The sequence below is a fragment of the Caulobacter sp. genome, from assembly GCF_049283275.1.
Classification (GTDB): Bacteria; Pseudomonadota; Alphaproteobacteria; order Caulobacterales; family Caulobacteraceae; genus Caulobacter.
In genome coordinates, this window is record NZ_JBAPVS010000376.1 from 1 (window position 1) to 15,829 (window position 15,829).

15 protein-coding genes and 1 pseudogene are annotated in these 15,829 nt (G+C 67.0%); 8 read left to right on the forward strand and 8 right to left on the reverse strand.

Translation table 11 applies throughout. From position 1 onward, the window contains the following. The 3 genes and pseudogenes from WAL33_RS21405 to WAL33_RS21415 form a co-directional block, all read left to right on the forward strand. Positions 1-375, forward strand: a pseudogene (locus WAL33_RS21405) (DNA polymerase III subunit delta'); the annotation flags it as partial. Positions 376-379: 4 nt separating this feature from the next. Further along, positions 380-1,159: a TatD family hydrolase gene (locus WAL33_RS21410; RefSeq protein WP_422184026.1), complete on the forward strand. Its 780-nt coding sequence runs from the start codon at positions 380-382 to the stop codon at positions 1,157-1,159. Then, positions 1,156-1,962 (forward strand): MBL fold metallo-hydrolase, encoded by an 807-nt coding sequence (locus WAL33_RS21415; protein WP_422184027.1) that lies wholly within the window; start codon positions 1,156-1,158, stop codon positions 1,960-1,962. The genes WAL33_RS21410 and WAL33_RS21415 overlap by 4 nt, the downstream gene beginning before the upstream one ends. Here WAL33_RS21415 and WAL33_RS21420 read toward each other — a convergent pair. Genes WAL33_RS21420 through WAL33_RS21430 form a run of 3 tightly spaced genes read right to left on the reverse strand, consistent with a single transcriptional unit; the run spans position 1,959 to position 2,585 of the window. Beyond that, a complete protein-coding gene (locus WAL33_RS21420) occupies positions 1,959-2,159 on the reverse strand; it encodes a hypothetical protein (RefSeq protein ID WP_422184028.1) in 201 nt (66 codons plus the stop codon). The genes WAL33_RS21415 and WAL33_RS21420 overlap by 4 nt on opposite strands. Position 2,160: 1 nt before the next feature. Next, positions 2,161-2,343 (reverse strand): hypothetical protein, encoded by a 183-nt coding sequence (locus WAL33_RS21425; protein WP_422184029.1) that lies wholly within the window; start codon positions 2,341-2,343, stop codon positions 2,161-2,163. Then, positions 2,340-2,585: a hypothetical protein gene (locus tag WAL33_RS21430; RefSeq protein WP_422184031.1), complete on the reverse strand. Its 246-nt coding sequence runs from the start codon at positions 2,583-2,585 to the stop codon at positions 2,340-2,342. Before WAL33_RS21430 ends, WAL33_RS21425 begins: the two co-directional genes overlap by 4 nt. Positions 2,586-3,120: 535 nt before the next feature. On the opposite strand from WAL33_RS21430, the gene WAL33_RS21435 reads away from it, so the two are divergent. Continuing rightward, on the forward strand, positions 3,121-3,363 hold the full coding sequence (locus WAL33_RS21435; RefSeq protein WP_422184032.1) for a hypothetical protein: 243 nt from the start codon (positions 3,121-3,123) through the stop codon (positions 3,361-3,363). Between the two features lie 324 nt (positions 3,364-3,687). Here WAL33_RS21435 and WAL33_RS21440 read toward each other — a convergent pair whose 3' ends face one another. Next, entirely contained in the window at positions 3,688-4,356 is a 669-nt protein-coding gene (locus WAL33_RS21440) for a response regulator (protein ID WP_422184034.1), read from the reverse strand. A gap of 571 nt (positions 4,357-4,927) precedes the next feature. On the opposite strand from WAL33_RS21440, the gene WAL33_RS21445 reads away from it, so the two are divergent. Together WAL33_RS21445 and WAL33_RS21450 are read left to right on the forward strand one after the other, a co-directional pair. Further along, positions 4,928-5,620, forward strand: a complete 693-nt coding sequence (locus WAL33_RS21445; protein WP_422184035.1) for a sigma-70 family RNA polymerase sigma factor — start codon at positions 4,928-4,930, stop codon at positions 5,618-5,620. A gap of 115 nt (positions 5,621-5,735) precedes the next feature. Beyond that, positions 5,736-6,353: a flavin reductase family protein gene (locus tag WAL33_RS21450; RefSeq protein ID WP_422184036.1), complete on the forward strand. Its 618-nt coding sequence runs from the start codon at positions 5,736-5,738 to the stop codon at positions 6,351-6,353. A 37-nt stretch (positions 6,354-6,390) separates the two neighbouring features. Here the strand turns inward: WAL33_RS21450 and WAL33_RS21455 are convergent, their stop codons facing one another. From WAL33_RS21455 to WAL33_RS21470, 4 genes are all read right to left on the reverse strand, one after another. Then, positions 6,391-7,542, reverse strand: coding sequence for a DSD1 family PLP-dependent enzyme (locus WAL33_RS21455; RefSeq protein WP_422184038.1), 1,152 nt, complete (start codon positions 7,540-7,542; stop codon positions 6,391-6,393). A 141-nt stretch (positions 7,543-7,683) separates the two neighbouring features. Continuing rightward, on the reverse strand, positions 7,684-7,851 hold the full coding sequence (locus WAL33_RS21460) for a D-arabinono-1,4-lactone oxidase (protein WP_422184039.1): 168 nt from the start codon (positions 7,849-7,851) through the stop codon (positions 7,684-7,686). 26 nt (positions 7,852-7,877) lie between these two features. After that, entirely contained in the window at positions 7,878-9,227 is a 1,350-nt protein-coding gene (locus WAL33_RS21465) for a sigma-54-dependent transcriptional regulator (protein WP_422184041.1), read from the reverse strand. Further along, positions 9,228-11,066 carry a sensor histidine kinase gene (locus WAL33_RS21470; RefSeq protein ID WP_422184042.1) on the reverse strand — a complete coding sequence of 613 codons (1,839 nt, stop codon included), beginning with the start codon at positions 11,064-11,066 and terminating at the stop codon, positions 9,228-9,230. Positions 11,067-11,309: 243 nt separating this feature from the next. Between WAL33_RS21470 and WAL33_RS21475 the strand changes: the two genes are divergently transcribed. Both WAL33_RS21475 and WAL33_RS21480 read left to right on the forward strand, forming a co-directional pair. Continuing rightward, complete coding sequence (locus WAL33_RS21475) at positions 11,310-12,635, forward strand: dicarboxylate/amino acid:cation symporter (RefSeq protein ID WP_422184043.1); 1,326 nt, start codon at positions 11,310-11,312, stop codon at positions 12,633-12,635. 51 nt (positions 12,636-12,686) lie between these two features. Next, positions 12,687-15,755, forward strand: coding sequence for a TonB-dependent receptor domain-containing protein (locus WAL33_RS21480; protein WP_422184044.1), 3,069 nt, complete (start codon positions 12,687-12,689; stop codon positions 15,753-15,755). Positions 15,756-15,829: the final 74 nt, after the last annotated feature.

The window sequence follows — 15,829 nt, forward strand, 5'->3', positions numbered from 1 at the left end:
GCCAAGGGCGCGCCGGGTCGCGCGCTGCAGCTGGCCGCCGCCGGGGCGCTGGAAGCCGACGACGCGGCCGGCGAGATCCTGCGCAAGTTGCCTGACCTGGACGAGGGCGCCCTGCTGGCCATGGCCGACACCTTCCGGGGGGCCGAAGGCGTCCAGCGCTTCGAGCTGCTGTTCGACCGGCTGGGCGACCAGATCCACGCCATGGCCACCGGCATGGCCGGCGAACGCACGCCGGCGGGCCTGGACCGCTGGGTGGCGGCTTGGGAAAAGATCGTCCGCGCTCCGGGCGAGGCCGAGGCCATCAACCTCGACCGCGCCGACGTCTTCTGGACCGCGATCATGGACTTGCGCGCCGCCGCCCGGGCGGCCATGTGACCGCATGCTTATCGACAGCCACGTAAACCTGCACGCCCATCAGTACGACGAGGACCGCCAGGCGGTGATCGACCGCGCCCGCGAGGCCGGGGTCGAACTGATGGTCACCATCTGCGACAAGATCCCGTCATTCGAGGCCGTCCACGCCATCGCCATGGCCAACGACGACATCTGGTGTACGGTCGGCGCTCACCCGCATGAGGCCAAGGATCACGTCGAGCTGACGACCGAGCGCCTGGTCGACCTGGCCGATCGCCCCAAGGTGATCGGCATCGGCGAGACGGGCCTGGACTTCCACTACGATCTCAGCCCGCGCGACGTGCAGGCCGACGTCTTCCGGGCCCACGTGGCGGCGGCCCGGCAGACCGGTCTGCCGCTGGTGGTCCACACCCGCGAGGCCGACGACGTCATGGGCGACATCCTGGAGGCGGAACACGGCAAGGGGCCGTTCAAGCTGTTGATGCACTGCTACACCAGCGGTCCTGAGCTGGCCAAACGGATGGCGGCGCTGGGGGCGTGGTTCTCGGTCTCGGGCATCGCCACCTTCAAGCAGGCCCAGGAGGTCCGCGATATCATCGCCGACATGCCGGCCGACAAGATCATCCTCGAAACCGACTGTCCGTACCTGGCCCCCGTGCCGATGCGGGGCCGCCGCAACGAGCCGGCCTATCTGCCTCACGTGCTGGACAAGCTGGCCGAGGTCCGGGGCTGGACCCGAGCCGACGCCGAACACCGCACCGAGGACGCCTTCTTCGCCCTGTTCGACCGGATTCCGCGACCATGACGAAGCGGTTGGAGTTCACGATCCTGGGCTCCGGTTCGTCGGGCGGCGTGCCGCGCGCCGACGGCAATTGGGGCGATTGCGATCCGGCCGAACCGAAGAACACCCGCACCCGCTGCTCCTTGCTGGTGCGCCGGCCAGGCGGTGATCCGGCGACGGACACCACGGTCGTCGTCGATACGGCTCCGGACTTCCGGCTGCAGGCGGTGAGGGCGGGGGTTCGGCGCGTGGACGCCTGCCTGTTCACCCACGACCATGCCGACCAGGCCCACGGGATCGACGACCTGCGGCCCTTCTTCCTTAACGCCCGCAAGCGCGTGCCGACCTATATGGACGCCTATACGACGATGAGCCTGGGTCGGCGCTTCGATTACATCTTCAAGAGCCAGGGCGGCTATCCGGCCATCTGCGACGCCCACGCCATTCCACCGCACGGCCAGGACTGGCAGGTCGACGGCCCCAGCGGCGCGATCCCGGTCACCACCTTCGACGTCGATCACGGTGAGATCCGCGCCGTCGGCTATCGGTTCGGCAACGTCGCCTACACCCCCGACGCCATCGGCTTTCCACAAGAGAGCTGGGCGGCCCTGAGCGACCTCGACGTCTGGATCGTGGACGCCCTGCGCTGGACGCCGCATCCGACCCACGCCCATGTCGGTCTGGCCCTGGAATGGATCGCCCGCGCCAAGCCGCGCCGCGCCATCCTGACCAACCTGCACATCGACCTGGATTTCAATGCCTTGTCGGCGAAACTTCCTCCAGGCGTCGAGCCAGGCTATGACGGCATGCGCTTCGAGAGCGATTAGTCGAGATGTCCGGACTCGTGGTCCGCCAAGGTGGCGACCCCGTCGGACGTTATGACCCAACCGCCGCCGTTGCGTTCCGCCAGACCCAGATCGGTCAGAATCCGGGCGTCGGCGATGTTGATCCAGTCGACCGCTTCGCCGGCCTTCTTGCGGGCCAGGTTCTTGAGCGCCACGAACTGGCTGGGCGAAAGCGCCATTCTACTGGCCGCCCGACAGGGGATCCGGCGAGATCATCGCCCGACGGCCGCTCACCCGTTCCAGTTCCTGCTGCATTCGCAGAACCTGACCGCCCAGGCTGGTGACGTCGTCCTGCAGCTGGGCGTTGCGGCGCTTGAGATAGTCGTTTTCCCGGCGCAGCCCTTGGGTTTCCTCGTCGCTCATTGGCCGACCTCGGAGACGGCCGGCGCGGCGCGGATGACGGCTCGCAGCAGGGCCTTGCGACGCGCGGGCAGGTCCGACGCCCGAAGCTCCAATTGAGCGCCGGGCACAACCCGCCCCTTGTGGCGATTGCCCAGGAAGAACGTCTCCGCCCGGATCTCCCGCGCGGTGATCTGGTGTATGCCGATGGAGTCCAGCAGGGCGGTCCAACGCGTCGGTTGATGCGTGTCCGGGTGATCGGACATGAGGCTCTTTCAGGCCCGCGATCCCGCATGGCGCGGGGCGATCACGGGCTCCGCACAGTATAGCGCGTTGACGCTCCAATAGCTCCGGCGCTTTTGAATCCCCTTGAGGAGATCCAGGGCTTTGTCGTCGCGGCGCCGATCACTTCTCGCCGAATGGGTTGTTTTCTCCGTCCCACGACGGGGTTCGCCTGATTTCAGAGCGCGCATGGGACCTCGATAAGGGACGGCCTTTAAGAACGTCCAGTCGCACCTCGCGCGCTCCTGACTGGCGCTGATGCCTTTGGAGTCCATGCGCCCGTTTCATCTAGACCGCCAACTTCACGAATGATCGGCCTTCTGTTTGCTCTTCCCAGAGCCGTTGGCCGCATGAGTTCGAAATCGAAACCGCGTCTTTTCCGTTTCAGTCGGAATTCGCCTGCCGGGAGTCAGCCATGGCGCCGCTAAACCTCCATGGTTATCGTCGTTCCGTCGTTGATATGCGACGGCCGTATCCGTCCGTATCTGCTCGCACCCTGTCCTCCCCAGCGACATGCCGATGACAAGCCTTGAGATACGAGTCGCCGCGCTGCAGTTCCTCAGCCTCCGCCTTTGCGCGGCGCTGTCGCTTGAACAGCTTGAAGAAATTCGCCAATCGACCTTGGACGGGGTGAGGGCGGCCGATCTGGAGTCCATGCAGATGCAAACCGAGTTCCTGAAGCTGCTGGATGACGCCATCGACCGCGCCCGCCAGAAGCAGACCGGCACGACCACGATCAAGAGTTCCGTTCACCTGGTCTGAGCAAATCCCAGCGCGCATAAGGGAATTCTCGTCCCGCCCGAGGGTTTGACCGGATGGCGCTGGAGCCGATGCCGCCGCAGTCTGGAGAGGCTCGCTCGTCAAGGCGTCACCCCCGATTTCCCTTGACAAGCCGCGGCCCGCTCATCCCCCAAGAGCGCCGCCGAGGTCGCGGGTCGAGAGCCGGCCCACATGTCCCGACGCATGTGTCGGGTCGGCTCTCCCTCCCGCCTTCAATCCCGGCGAAACAGGATCGATCCTCTGATCGGAGTGGGATTCAGAGCGCAATCTCCGTGGCATAAGAAAGCCGTGGGATCGTCGAGAGGGTCAGGCCTCGATCAGCTTGTTACGGATCGCATAGCGCACGATGTCGGCCAGCGAATGGGCGCCGAGCTTGCGCATGATGTTGCCGCGGTGGCTCTCGACGGTCTTGACGCTGATGTCGAGCATCGAGGCGATCACCTTGTTGCTGCGCGATTCGGCCAGCAGCTGGACGATCAGCAGTTCGCGCGTCGTCAGGGTTTCGGAGCCCTCTATAATCTCGCCCAGTCCGTGCCCGCCGGGCGACAGATAACCGCGCAGCACGGCGTCCGTGATCCCCGGACAGAAATAGGGCTTGTGATTCAGCAGCGAGGCGACCGCGGCGATGATGTTGTCGGTGGAGGCCGACTTGAGCACGAAACCGCGCGCGCCGGCGCTGAAGACTTCGCGCACCAACTGTTCGCTGTCGTGCATGGTGAAGATCAGCAGCTCGGTGTGGGTCTTCAGCTTGCGTACGTCGCGGGCGACGATCACGCCGCTCAGATCGGGCATGCTGATGTCGAGGATCATGACGTCCGGGACCAGTTCCTTGGCCAGGCGGATGGCGTCGCGGCCGTTCGACGCCTCGCCGCAGATGGTCCACCCGGGCTGGGATTCAAGCGCCTCGCGCAGTCCCGCCCGGACGATCGAATGATCGTCGGCGAGCAGAATGGTTGGCGCGCTAGGCAAGGGCATCGTCAAGTCTCGCTCCGGTGGCAATGCACATCATAGTTGTCAGGTTTTGGATGAGGCGTGCGCTGAATTGCCGCGGGAGGCGAAAGCGCCGCGCCTTGGCCCTGGGGGCTCGACCGCCTCGCTCACTCGGCCGGTGAACGTCTTCCCCTCCTGCGATCACGTCCTCCAGGATACTGGAGGGCGATCGCCTGGAAGTCTGGCAGGCCTAGGGTTTCCCCCCGACAATCTCGGCAAATACTCCCCCGACAGAAGACGTCGTGTCGGCGGGGGCTATGGCCACCCGACGCATTCCACGGCTCTCCCTCCGCAGGAAGCACGGTTGCAACGCCTCGACGTCGTAATCTACCCGGTAAAACCCTTAGTCGACCCTCCTAAATCCCCCATGGATTGAAGCTCAGGGCGATCCACCAGCCAAATACTGGCGCTTCCGGAGAACGACTAGGATTTCACCTGATTGTTCCGATCCGGCCAGCGCCCAAAGTTGAAGCGATACGTCTGAAGGCCGACCGCCTTATGGGCGCAGGAGAGAAATCTCCACCCGCCACACGGCGTCTGAGTTTCGGAGTTTCCTATGACGGACATCAGCCCGACCGAGAAACTTCTCGAAACCTCAGCCCGCTGGCGGAGCGCCAAGCTCGCGATCAAGGGAGAACAGCGCAGCTTCGCGGCCATATCCGAACGCGCCGCGGCGTTCGAGGAAGACGACTTCAAGCGGCAGGTCGTGGCCAGCATCCCGGTTCTCCGCTCGTTCGCCCGCGGCCTCTGCGGCGATGCGGCGACGGGCGATGATCTGGCGCAGGACGCACTGCTCAAGGCCTGGCAGCACCGGGCGCAATTTCAGGCCGGCACGAACTTCAAGGGCTGGTTGCTGAAGATCGCGCGCAACCATTTCTATTCCCAGCGCCGTCGCCTGTGGCGGGAGACGCCCCTGGACCTGGCCGCCAGCGCCAAGATCCCGGCCACCGGAACCGATCAGATGCAGTCGCTGATGCTCAATGACCTGCGCAACGCCCTCAACGTCCTGAGCGACGAGCAGCGCGAGGCGGCGATCCTGGTCGGGGCGGGCGGCTTCTCCCATCGGCAGGCGGCGGAAATGTGCGACGTGCCGGAGGGCACGATGAAGAGCCGCGTCTGCCGCGCGCGCGCCAAGCTGGCGAGCCTGCTCGATAACGGTGACGTGCGCCATGACGGCGCTCCCGCGTCGCTGGCGGCCCACCTGATCATGGTTGAGTTATCCAACCTTTCCGAGGCGCGGGCGGACTAACACCGCGCCTGGACGGTCACCATCGCAAAGTCGACGGAGCGGCCGTCCAGGGCGGCGACGGCTGGCGCCGCGCGGCGCCGCGCCCTAAGACGGATGTCGGCAAGACGAGGCGCCCATGTCCGCGATCCATTCCTACGACCCCAAGATCGGGCATGGCCTGAAGCATGATCCGCTGAACGCCATCATAGCGCCCCGGCCGATCGGCTGGATCTCGACGATCAGCGCCGCGGGCGTCCGCAATCTGGCGCCGTACAGCTTCTTCAACGCCTTCAACTACCGGCCGCCCATCATCGGCTTCTCCAGCACGGGCTGGAAGGATTCGGTGCGCAACATCGAGGAGACCGGCCAGTTCGTATGGAACCTGGCGACACGATCCCTGGCCCAGGCGGTCAACGCCACCTCGGCGACGGTTCCTGATCACGTCGACGAGTTCGTGCTGGCCGGGCTAACGGCGGCGCCTTCGCAAGACGTCGCGCCGCCGCGCGTCGCCGAAAGCCCGGTGGCGTTCGAATGCCGTCTGACCCAACTGATCAGGCTGACCGACGCAGAGGGCGCGCCGGTCGACGCCTGGCTGACCCTGGGCGAGGTGGTGCGGGTCCATATCGACCAGGCGCTGCTGGTCGACGGCGTCTATGACACCGCGGCCGCCGAGCCGATCCTGCGAGGCGGCGGCCCCGCCGACTATTTCGGCATCAGCGAGGCTCACAAGTTCCAGATGCGCCGACCAACCTAGATTGGCGCTTGCCAGGCGCCGCCGCGTGACCAGGAGCCTATCGCGAGCGCCCCCGCGCCGAGACCGGCCACAGCGCCACCAGGGTGTCGCCGTCGACCACATGGTAGGTGTCGTACAGGTTCACGGTCGGATCGCAGTGCGGCGCTCCCAGGATCACCCGCTCATCCAGACCCGGCGGCTCCGTTCCGGGCGGCGGCAGGATCGCGCCGTGCTCGTCGCCCATGAAGAAGTAACGCGATCCATCCGGCGCCCCGCCCAGCACGGCGGGCGGCTCGGCGTCGGTCGACAGCGCCTTGAAGCCGGCGTCGATCGTGGCCATGCCCGGAGTGTTGGCGCTGACCACGCGCGCGTCGATCAGCAGGGCGGTCTCGTACGGACTTTCGTCCGCCCCGGTCCCCGCGATGTCGCAGACCAGGTACTGGCCGTCCATGAACACGTACGATCCGACCTGGAATTCCGTGAACACGTCCAGCTCCGCGTCGATCCGGTGCGATCCGGTGCCCGAACCGGACACGATCGGCGGCGACCCGCCCGCGGCGGTCAGGGCCTCGATCACCGAACGGATATAGGCCGCGCGGTCCTCCAGATTGGCCTTGCGGTCGACGAAACTCTCGATGTGCTGCTGCATGCCGCAATAGCACTGCAGGCCCGCATAGATCAGGGCCCGCTCGGCCTGGATGGCCTGCAAAAGGGTCACGGCGTCCTCGGGCGAGGCCACGCCGGTGCGGTGGATGCCAGGATCCAGGTCGATGACCACCTTCAGCGGTTTGCCCGCGGCGCCGGCCGCCTGGCCCAGCGCGGCGACATTCACCGGGTTGTCGGCCACCACCATCAGGTCCGTCGACACGGCGTTCAGCGCGATCACGCGGGCGACAGCCGACGCCGAAACCACCGGCGAGGTGATCAGCAGGCCGGTTGAAACCCCGCCCTCGGCGAGGGCTTCGGCCTCGCCGATCTTGGCGCAGCACAGGCCCACGGCGCCGGCGGCGATCTGCAGCCGGGCGATGTCGACGCTCTTGTGAGTCTTGGCGTGGGGCCGCAGCTTGACGCCCTTGCTCGCCGCGAACTCGGCCATGCGGACGATATTGCGCTCCAGAGCCGGGCGATCGATCACCAGGACCGGGGTGTTGAGTTCGCGGCGAGAGCCGGGGGCCCCGATCAGGCCGGCATGCAGGTCTTGGTCGGTCATGGCGTTTCCGTCTGAGGCCGGTTCAGAGGCCGAAGAGTTGCGTCAGGTGAGTATTGGCGAACTTGCCGGTCGAATCCCAGGTTTGACGCACCTTGAGAAAATCGCCGGCGCGCGGATGGAGCCGATGCACGTCGTCCGTTGTCAGGCGTGCCGCTTGGCCCAGTGCGGGCGGCCCGCGCCGTCGCGCAGCACGGCCTCCATCTCCACGAAAGCCGATCGCCAAGGCATCTTGGCGTACTGGTGGAGCGAGATCGGGGCGCCAGGGCCGGCGTTGAACGGGCTCATCCAGATGTGGGCGATGGCCGCCATTCCGCTCCCTCATGTCCACTTGGCGATCATTGGGAGACTGACTTTTGACGGTGACGCGCCAGGTTCAGACCATGGCGTTCGACCTTGTCATAGAAGGTCTTGCGCGGGATCTTCAGGATTGCGAGAGCGGCGCGCACGTCGCCCGCGCAGGTGGCGAGCGTCTCCTCGATGAGGTGAGCTTCATAGGCCGCGATGCGCTCGGGCAGCGGCGGCGGCTCGTCCGACGGACCGCTGAGGGACGCCGCCAGGCCTAGGGCGACCCGCTGGGCGTAGTGGTTCAACTCGCGCACATTGCCGGGCCAATCATGGTGGAGCAGTCGCCACCGGACGGCGTCATCGATGGGCGGCGGCGAACCGCCCAGCCGCTCGCAGGCCCGCGCCAGGAAATGGGCGAACAGCAGCGGCACGTCCTCGCGGCGCTCCCGCAACGGCGGTATGCGGATCCGCACCACGTCGAGGCGATGGAACAGGTCCTGGCGAAACGCGCCGCTGGCCACCGCTTCGATCAAGGCCGGCTTGGCCGCGGCCACCACGCGGATGTCCAGCGTGTGGACCCGGTTGGAGCCGAGCGGCACGATCTCGCGCTCCTCGAGCACGCGAAGGAACTTGCCCTGGGCGTCGGGCGCGAGGGTCTCGATCTCATCGAGAAACAGCGTGCCGCGATCGGCCTGCTGGATCCGGCCGATCCGTTGGCGCACCGCCCCGTTGAAGGCGCCCAGTTCGTGGCCGAACAGCTCGCTTTCCAGGGTCGAGGCGGGCAAGGCCGCGCAGTCGACGGCGACGAACTCGCGGTTGCGCCGCCGACCCCAGTTGTGCAGGGCCCGCGCCGCCAACTCCTTTCCAACGCCCGTCTCGCCCTCCAGCAGGACGTCGACGTCGGCGCTGGCCAACTGGCGCAGGGTCGATCTGAGCCGCTCCATCACCTGGGTCTGGCCGATCAGCGGCCAGTCCGATTGCGCCGCGTCGGCCACGGCTCGCAGCTGGCGGTTCTCCAGCACCAGGCGGCGCTTCTCCAGGGCGCGCCGCACGCTGCTGACCAGCCGCTCGGGCGCGTAGGGCTTGGGCAGGAAGTCGTAGACGCCGTCGTGCATGGCCTCCACCGCCTCGGCGACGTCGGCGTGGCCGGTGATCAGGATCACCGGCAGGTCGGGGTCCAGCTCCTTCAGCCGGCGAAACAGCTGGCGGCCGTCCAGGTTGGGCATGCGGATGTCGCTGATCACCACGCCCGCGAAGCCCTGGGGCAAGGCCGCCAGGGCGGCTTCCGCCGAGGCGAACTCCAGCACCTCCAAACCGGCCAATTGCAGGGTCTGGACGTTGGCGCCGCGCAGAGCCTCGTCGTCGTCGATGAAGGCGACCTGGTTGACGGAAATCTGCATCTAGCGCGCCTTGGACAATGAAATGACGAACCGCGCCCCGATTGAGGCGGCGGGGTCCAGCGACAGCTCGCCCCCGAACTCGGCGACGATGTCGCGGCTGATCACCAGGCCCAGGCCCAATCCCCGCGGTTTGGTGGTGGCGAAGGGGGTGAACAGGGTCGTGGCGGCTTGCGGCGCCAGGCCCGGACCGTTGTCGGCGATGACGATCCGGACCTGCGACCGACGGACGGTGACCTGGACGGCGATCTCCGGATCGGGCGTCCCTTCCAGGGCTTCCAGGGCGTTCTGCAGCAGATTGACCAGCACCTGCTCCAGCCGGAACCGTTCGGCCATGACCAGGGCCTCCTCGTCGACCTCGCGGCGAACGATGCGGACATTGGTCTGGCGCAGGCGAGGCCCGACCAGCAGCAGGGCGCCGTCGACCGCTTCGCGTACGGCGACCGGGGCGGCCGGCGCGCTGGTCTTGCGGGCGAAGGCGCGCAGTTCGTCGGTGATCAGGCCGATGCGGTCCGTCAGGCCCGAGATCAGGCCCAGATTGCTCCGGGCGGTGTCGGTGTCGGCCCGATCCAGGAAGATCGACGCGTTGTCGGCATAGGCGCGGATGGCCGCGACCGGCTGGTTGATCTCGTGCGCCACCCCGGCGGCGATCTGACCCAGGGTCGCCAGCTTGTTGGACTGCACCAGTTCGTCGCGCATCAGGTGGACGTGGGCCTCGGCCCGTCGCCGCTCCTCCATCTCGACGGTCAGACGGCGGTTGGACTTTCGCAGCTCGACGGTGCGCTCCTCGACCCGGGCCTCCAACTCGGCGCGGGCGGCTTCCTGGCGGATGGCGCGGAGACTGGCCTGGCTGCGCCAGCGCAGCACCGCCCCGGCCAGGCCGCAGATCGCCAGGCCCACCAGCAGGGCCACGGCTCGCGCGCCGGCCACCGCGCCGCTCAGGATCGAGCCTGTGGGCGTCAGGGTGAAGACCGTCCAGCCGGCCGCCCCCAGGTCGGCGCTGGCCGCCATGTAGCGGGCGAGCGGGCGGCCGGGCAGGGCGGTCGTCGTCAGGCGCGGCGGCCGCCCCACGGCCATGGAGGGGCGCACGTCGAGCAGTGTGAAGGGCGCTTGGCCGAACCGTTGTTCGGCCCTCAGCCTTTGCTGCTCGGATCGCGGTAAGGGCGTCAGGGTCGAGAAGCGCCAGGCCGGAACCGAGGTGACCAGGATCACGCCACGAGGATCAGCGGCGAACGCCGGTTCGGCCGCCGACCAATCGGCTTCGAGCGCTTCGAACTCGACCTTGACCACGACGACGCCGAGCATGCCGTCCGGGCCGTCGATCCGACGCGACATGAACAGACCAGGGCGACGGCTGACCGTGCCCAGAGCGAACAGTTCGGCGACCCCGGCCGCCCAGGCGTCGCGGAAATAGGGGCGGAAGCTGTAGTCTGAGCCGACGAAGCTGGTCGGCTCACGCCAGTTGCTGGCGGCGATGGTCATGCCCCTGGCGTTCAGGACATAGATCACGGCCGCGCGGGTGCCGCCGCTGAGGGTCTCCAGCTTGCGGTTCAGCGCGTCGATCCCGCGCGCGTCGGCCGCCCGCAGGACCTGGGCGACGTCGGGATCCTGGGCCAAGACGAAGGGCAGGGAACGGTGCTTGGCCAGCTCGCTGCGCAACACCGCCGCGTGCAGGGCGGCGGAGGCCTGAGCCTGACGGGCGAGATCGGCGGTCGCGCGACGCTCGGCGACCTCGCCGGCGATCCACAGGGCCGCCGCGAGCAGGACGGCGCAGACGCCGAAGAAGACCGCCCAGCGCCGGACGATCGGATCGGCCGGATTCGGCATGGCGGGTCTGTTCATGGGCGGACGCTCGGCACGGTGTGCGGATATTCGCACAAGTCGCAAAACCCCGAGCGGAAATTCGCCGTTCGCCGGATGATCCACATGAGGGGAATTTGCAAAAACATCAATAAAAACAGCCCATCAAAGCTTCAGCTTGGCGTGCTTGCACCGCTTCTCCGGAGCAAGGATCGTCTACCCAAGCGTCTTCGCAAAGAGACGCGGGATGGAAACGCGGCCGCTCGGCCGGCCAAGAGGCGCCAGTTGAAGACGATCACTCCGACCGCCCCCGCGCGGCCCAAGCCGTTCTATCGGCATCTCTACTTCCAGGTGCTGACGGCGATCGTGCTGGGAGCGGCCATAGGCCATTTCTGGCCCGGCGTGGGTGAAAGCCTCAAGCCGCTGGGCGACGGTTTCATCAAGCTGGTCAAGATGATCATCGCGCCGGTGATCTTCCTGACCGTGGTGACCGGCATCGCCGGCATGCGCGACCTGGACAAGGTCGGCCGCGTGGCCTTGAAGGCCTTTACCTATTTCCTGGTGTTCTCGACCCTGGCCCTGATCATCGGATTGATCGTCGCCAATGTCGTCCGACCGGGCGCGGGCATGAACATCGACCCCGCCACGCTCAATACGTCGAAGATCGCGACCTATGAAGCCAAGGCCCACGATCAGACGATCGTCGGCTTCCTGCTGCACATCATTCCCGACACGGTCGTCAGCGCCTTCGCCGAGGGCGAGATCCTGCAGGTGCTGTTCTTCTCGATCCTGTTCGGCCTGTCGCTGGCCATGGTCGGCGATCGCGGCCAGCCGGTTCTGACCCTTCTGGAGTCGACGGCCGAGGCGTTCTTCCGCCTGGTGCACATGTTGATGAAGGCCGCGCCCATCGGCGCGTTCGGGGCCTTCGCCTTCACCATCGGCAAGTACGGCATCGGTTCGATCGCCAACCTCGCGGCCCTGGTGGCGACCTTCTACCTCACCTCGCTGTTCTTCGTGGTGGTGGTCCTGGGCGTCGTGGCCAGGGTCAACGGCTTCTCGATCTTCCGTCTGATCCGTTACCTGAAGGCCGAACTGCTGCTGGTGCTGGGCACCAGTTCGTCAGAAGCGGCCCTGCCCAGCCTGATCGAGAAACTGGAGAAGGCCGGTTGCCCCAAGTCCATCGTTGGGCTTGTTGTGCCGCTTGGCTATTCGTTCAATCTGGACGGCACCAACATCTACATGACCCTGGCGGCGCTGTTCATCGCCCAGGCTTGTGGCGTGCACCTGTCGTGGGGCGACCAGGCGTTGCTGCTGGGCGTGGCCATGCTCAGCTCCAAGGGCGCGGCGGGCGTGACCGGAGCGGGCTTCATCACCCTGGCGGCCACCCTGTCGGTGGTGCCGTCGGTGCCGGTGGCCGGCATGGCCCTGATCCTGGGCGTCGACCGCTTCATGTCCGAGTGCCGGGCGCTGACCAACTTCACGGGCAACGCCGTCGCCACCATCGTCGTCTCGCGCTGGGAAAAGGGGCTCGACGCCGCCCAGCTGGAAGCCGCCCTCAATCCCGCCCCGGCCGCCGACCAGATCCTCGCGGCCAGCGAGGCTCGGCCCTAGGGCCAGATCTTCAATCCAACACCTGCAAAACAAGAAAATCGGGGAGCTCTCATGATCACCGCCAACCTTCGCCAAAGGCTCATCTGCGGGACCGCGTTCGCGGGCCTGCTGTTGACCGGCGCAGCCCACGCCCAACAGGCGCCGGCCGCTGACGACAGCACCAATGTCGAGGAAATCGTCGTGGTCGGCAGCCAGATCAAGGGCGCCAAGACCACCGCGGCCCTGCCGGTCACGGTGATGGACAACAACCAGATCGCCGCCACGGGCGCGGTTTCGGGCGATGACCTGTTCCGCTCGATCCCGATCATGGGCGACGTGTTCATCAATCCCAGCAACGCGGCCCAGACCAGCAACTCCACGCGCGGCGACGTCAACTCGATCAACCTGCGCAGCCTGGGCGTCGGCAACACCCTGGTGCTGCTGAACGGCCGCCGCCTGGTCTCGCACCCGACCAGCCAATCGTCGGGCACCGTGCCGCTGCTGGGCTATAACGCCAACGCCATTCCGACCGCCAACCTGGAGCGTCTGGAAATCCTGCGCGACGGCGCGGCCGCCATCTACGGCGCCGACGCGGTGGCCGGCGTGGTCAACACCGTGCTGCAGAGCGACTTCAACGGCCTGACCATGGACGCCCAGTACGGCATGGCCGAGGGCACGCACCGCAAGGAGTACACCAGCAACATCTTCGCCGGTCGTAATTTCGCCGACGGACGCGGCAACGTCTCGATCAACGCCAACTTCACCGAACGCACGGCTCAGCGGCCCAGCGACCGGCCCTACACGGCGACCCAGGACCTGCGGCCGCTGTTCGACAACGATCCGCTGTACGGCGACAGCGCCGCGCCCGACAACCGCGGCAACCAGAACTCGTTCTCCAACATCACGGTGTTGAACGCCGGCGGCGTCGTGCGCCAGGGCGCGACCGCCCTGACCACGGCGGCGGGCGCCACCCACGCCCAGCCCAACACCATCGCCGGCTGCGCGGCCCAACTGGGCAACGGCCTGTGCTTGGGCACCGGCAACTTGGCGACCGGCAGTACGGCCAATTTCCTGCGCTACAACGCGCCCCAGAACGACGCCACGACGATCGCGCCGAAGATCAGCCGCCAGAACGTCTTCCTGAACGGCCACTACGACATCACCGACACCCTGACCGCCTATGGCGAGCTGGGCCTCTATCACGCCGAATCCGAGGGATTGACGACCCAGGGCACCAGCCTGGTGGCCATCGGCGTGCCGGCCAGCAACTACTACAACCCGTTCGGCATGGCCGTGTTCGCAAACGGCGCGGTCAATCCCAACCGCCTGCCCAACCTGACCAACGTGCCGGCCGCAGGCCGCGCGGTGACCTTCACCAACTACCGCTTCAACGACCTGGGCCCCAACAAGGTCGAGGTCGAGAACTACCAGACCCGCTTCCTGGCGGGCCTGAAGGGCGAGAAGTTCGGCTGGGACTGGGACTCGGCGCTGCTGTATTCGAAGGCCGACGCCAAGGACGAGTCCGACGGCATCGACAGCGCCAAGCTGGCGGCCCAACTGGCCCTCTCGACCCCCGACGCCTACAACCCCTTCAACGGCGGTTGCCTGGACGGGGAGGGCGGGCGTGACTGCACACCCAGCTCCAAGGCGGCGACCGACGCCATCCGCTTCCGCCTGAAGCGCCACTCGACCACCACCCTGACCCTGGCCGACTTCAAGGTCTCCAAGCCCGACCTGCTGACCATCTGGTCGGGTTCGGTCGGCATGGCCGCCGGCGTCGAATTCCGGCACGAGACCCAGGAGGATCGCCGTGATCCGCAGCTGGACGGCCGCACGCCCTTCACCGATCCGGTGACCGGCGCCGTCAGCAACAGCAACGTGACCGGCGTCAACGACACCCCCAGCACCAAGGGTTCGCGCGACGTCGCCTCGGCCTTCGCCGAGCTGGCCGTGCCGCTGGTTTCACCGGAGATGAACGTGCCGCTGGTGCGCGCCATCGACGTGCAGCTGGCCGGCCGGTTCGAGAACTACAGCGACTTCGGATCGGTGGCCAAACCCAAGATCGCCTTCGCCTGGGATCTGGTCGACGGCGTGCGGGTGCGCGGCTCCTGGCAGCAGGGCTTCCGCGCGCCCAACCTGGAGACCACCAACCCGTTCAGCTATTCGCGGACCAACAGCGTCACCGACTATTATCGCTGCGAGGCCGACCTGCGCGCCGGCCGCATCGCCACCTTCGGGGCCTGCAACCGTGGCGTCGGCATCCGGTTCACGACCGCCGGCAATCCGGACCTAAAGGCCGAGGAGAGCGAAAGCTATTCGGTGGGCCTTGTGCTGCAGCCGCGCTTCATCCCGGAACAGTTCGGCGACTTCACGTTCACCGTGGACCGCTGGCAGATCGAGCAGGACGGGATCGTCGGCACCCTGGGCTCGACTAACATCGCCATCCAGGACTACCTGGCGCGCCTGACCGGCTCGACCAACGCCAACGTGATCCGCGCCGCGCCGAACGCCGACGACGTGGCGTTCTTCGCCGGCACCGGCCTGGCGCCGGTTGGCCAGATCACCGAGATCCGCGACCAGTTCAAGAACTTGCAGCCGCAGACGGTGAGCGGCGTCGACATCGGCGTGAACTGGGCGCTGCGCACCGAGAACTACGGCCGCTTCACGGTCAATGTCGACGCGACCTACATGGACAAGTTCTCGCAGGACCTGGCTCCGCCGATCCAGGAACTGTTCGACGCCCGCGCCGCCGGCACGATCAACCCGGCCACGCCGCTGACCGATCCTGGCGACCTGCTGCGCAAGAACGGCAAGCCGGAATGGAAGGGCACAGGCACGCTCACCTGGCGCAAGGACAACGTCCAGATCGGTGGCTCGGTGATCTACACCGGGTCGGTGCTCGACACCGACTTCCTGGCTACCGACGGCACGCCCTGGACCGTCAAGTCGCTGACCACGGCCAACCTCTATGTCCAGTACCGGATCGAGGACAAGCTAGGCCCGTTCGACGACACCCGTCTGCGGGTGGGCGCGCGCAACATCTTCGACAAGGATCCGCCCCTGTCGTCGAGCGGCTATATCGGGTCGCTCTACAATCCCTATGCCCGCTACTGGTACCTGAACATCAGCAAGTCGTTCTGATGCGCCCGGGGGTCCCGGCGCACCTCCCCGCGCCGGGGCCCTTTCCTTGTTTCGACCGCTTTCAAGAGACGCCG

Excerpts from the sequence above, each read along its gene's own strand:
- WAL33_RS21460 (WP_422184039.1), bottom strand. The coding sequence starts at position 7,851 with ATGGCGGCCATCGCCCACATCTGGATGAGCCCGTTCAACGCCGGCCCT.
- WAL33_RS21435 (WP_422184032.1), top strand. The coding sequence starts at position 3,121 with ATGACAAGCCTTGAGATACGAGTCGCCGCGCTGCAGTTCCTCAGCCTC.
- WAL33_RS21410 (WP_422184026.1), top strand. The coding sequence starts at position 380 with ATGCTTATCGACAGCCACGTAAACCTGCACGCCCATCAGTACGACGAG.
- WAL33_RS21425 (WP_422184029.1), bottom strand. The coding sequence starts at position 2,343 with ATGAGCGACGAGGAAACCCAAGGGCTGCGCCGGGAAAACGACTATCTC.
- WAL33_RS21445 (WP_422184035.1), top strand. The coding sequence starts at position 4,928 with ATGACGGACATCAGCCCGACCGAGAAACTTCTCGAAACCTCAGCCCGC.
- WAL33_RS21470 (WP_422184042.1), bottom strand. The coding sequence starts at position 11,066 with ATGAACAGACCCGCCATGCCGAATCCGGCCGATCCGATCGTCCGGCGC.
- WAL33_RS21415 (WP_422184027.1), top strand. The coding sequence starts at position 1,156 with ATGACGAAGCGGTTGGAGTTCACGATCCTGGGCTCCGGTTCGTCGGGC.
- WAL33_RS21450 (WP_422184036.1), top strand. The coding sequence starts at position 5,736 with ATGTCCGCGATCCATTCCTACGACCCCAAGATCGGGCATGGCCTGAAG.
- WAL33_RS21455 (WP_422184038.1), bottom strand. The coding sequence starts at position 7,542 with ATGACCGACCAAGACCTGCATGCCGGCCTGATCGGGGCCCCCGGCTCT.
- WAL33_RS21480 (WP_422184044.1), top strand. The coding sequence starts at position 12,687 with ATGATCACCGCCAACCTTCGCCAAAGGCTCATCTGCGGGACCGCGTTC.
- WAL33_RS21465 (WP_422184041.1), bottom strand. The coding sequence starts at position 9,227 with ATGCAGATTTCCGTCAACCAGGTCGCCTTCATCGACGACGACGAGGCT.
- WAL33_RS21440 (WP_422184034.1), bottom strand. The coding sequence starts at position 4,356 with ATGCCCTTGCCTAGCGCGCCAACCATTCTGCTCGCCGACGATCATTCG.
- WAL33_RS21430 (WP_422184031.1), bottom strand. The coding sequence starts at position 2,585 with ATGTCCGATCACCCGGACACGCATCAACCGACGCGTTGGACCGCCCTG.
- WAL33_RS21420 (WP_422184028.1), bottom strand. The coding sequence starts at position 2,159 with ATGGCGCTTTCGCCCAGCCAGTTCGTGGCGCTCAAGAACCTGGCCCGC.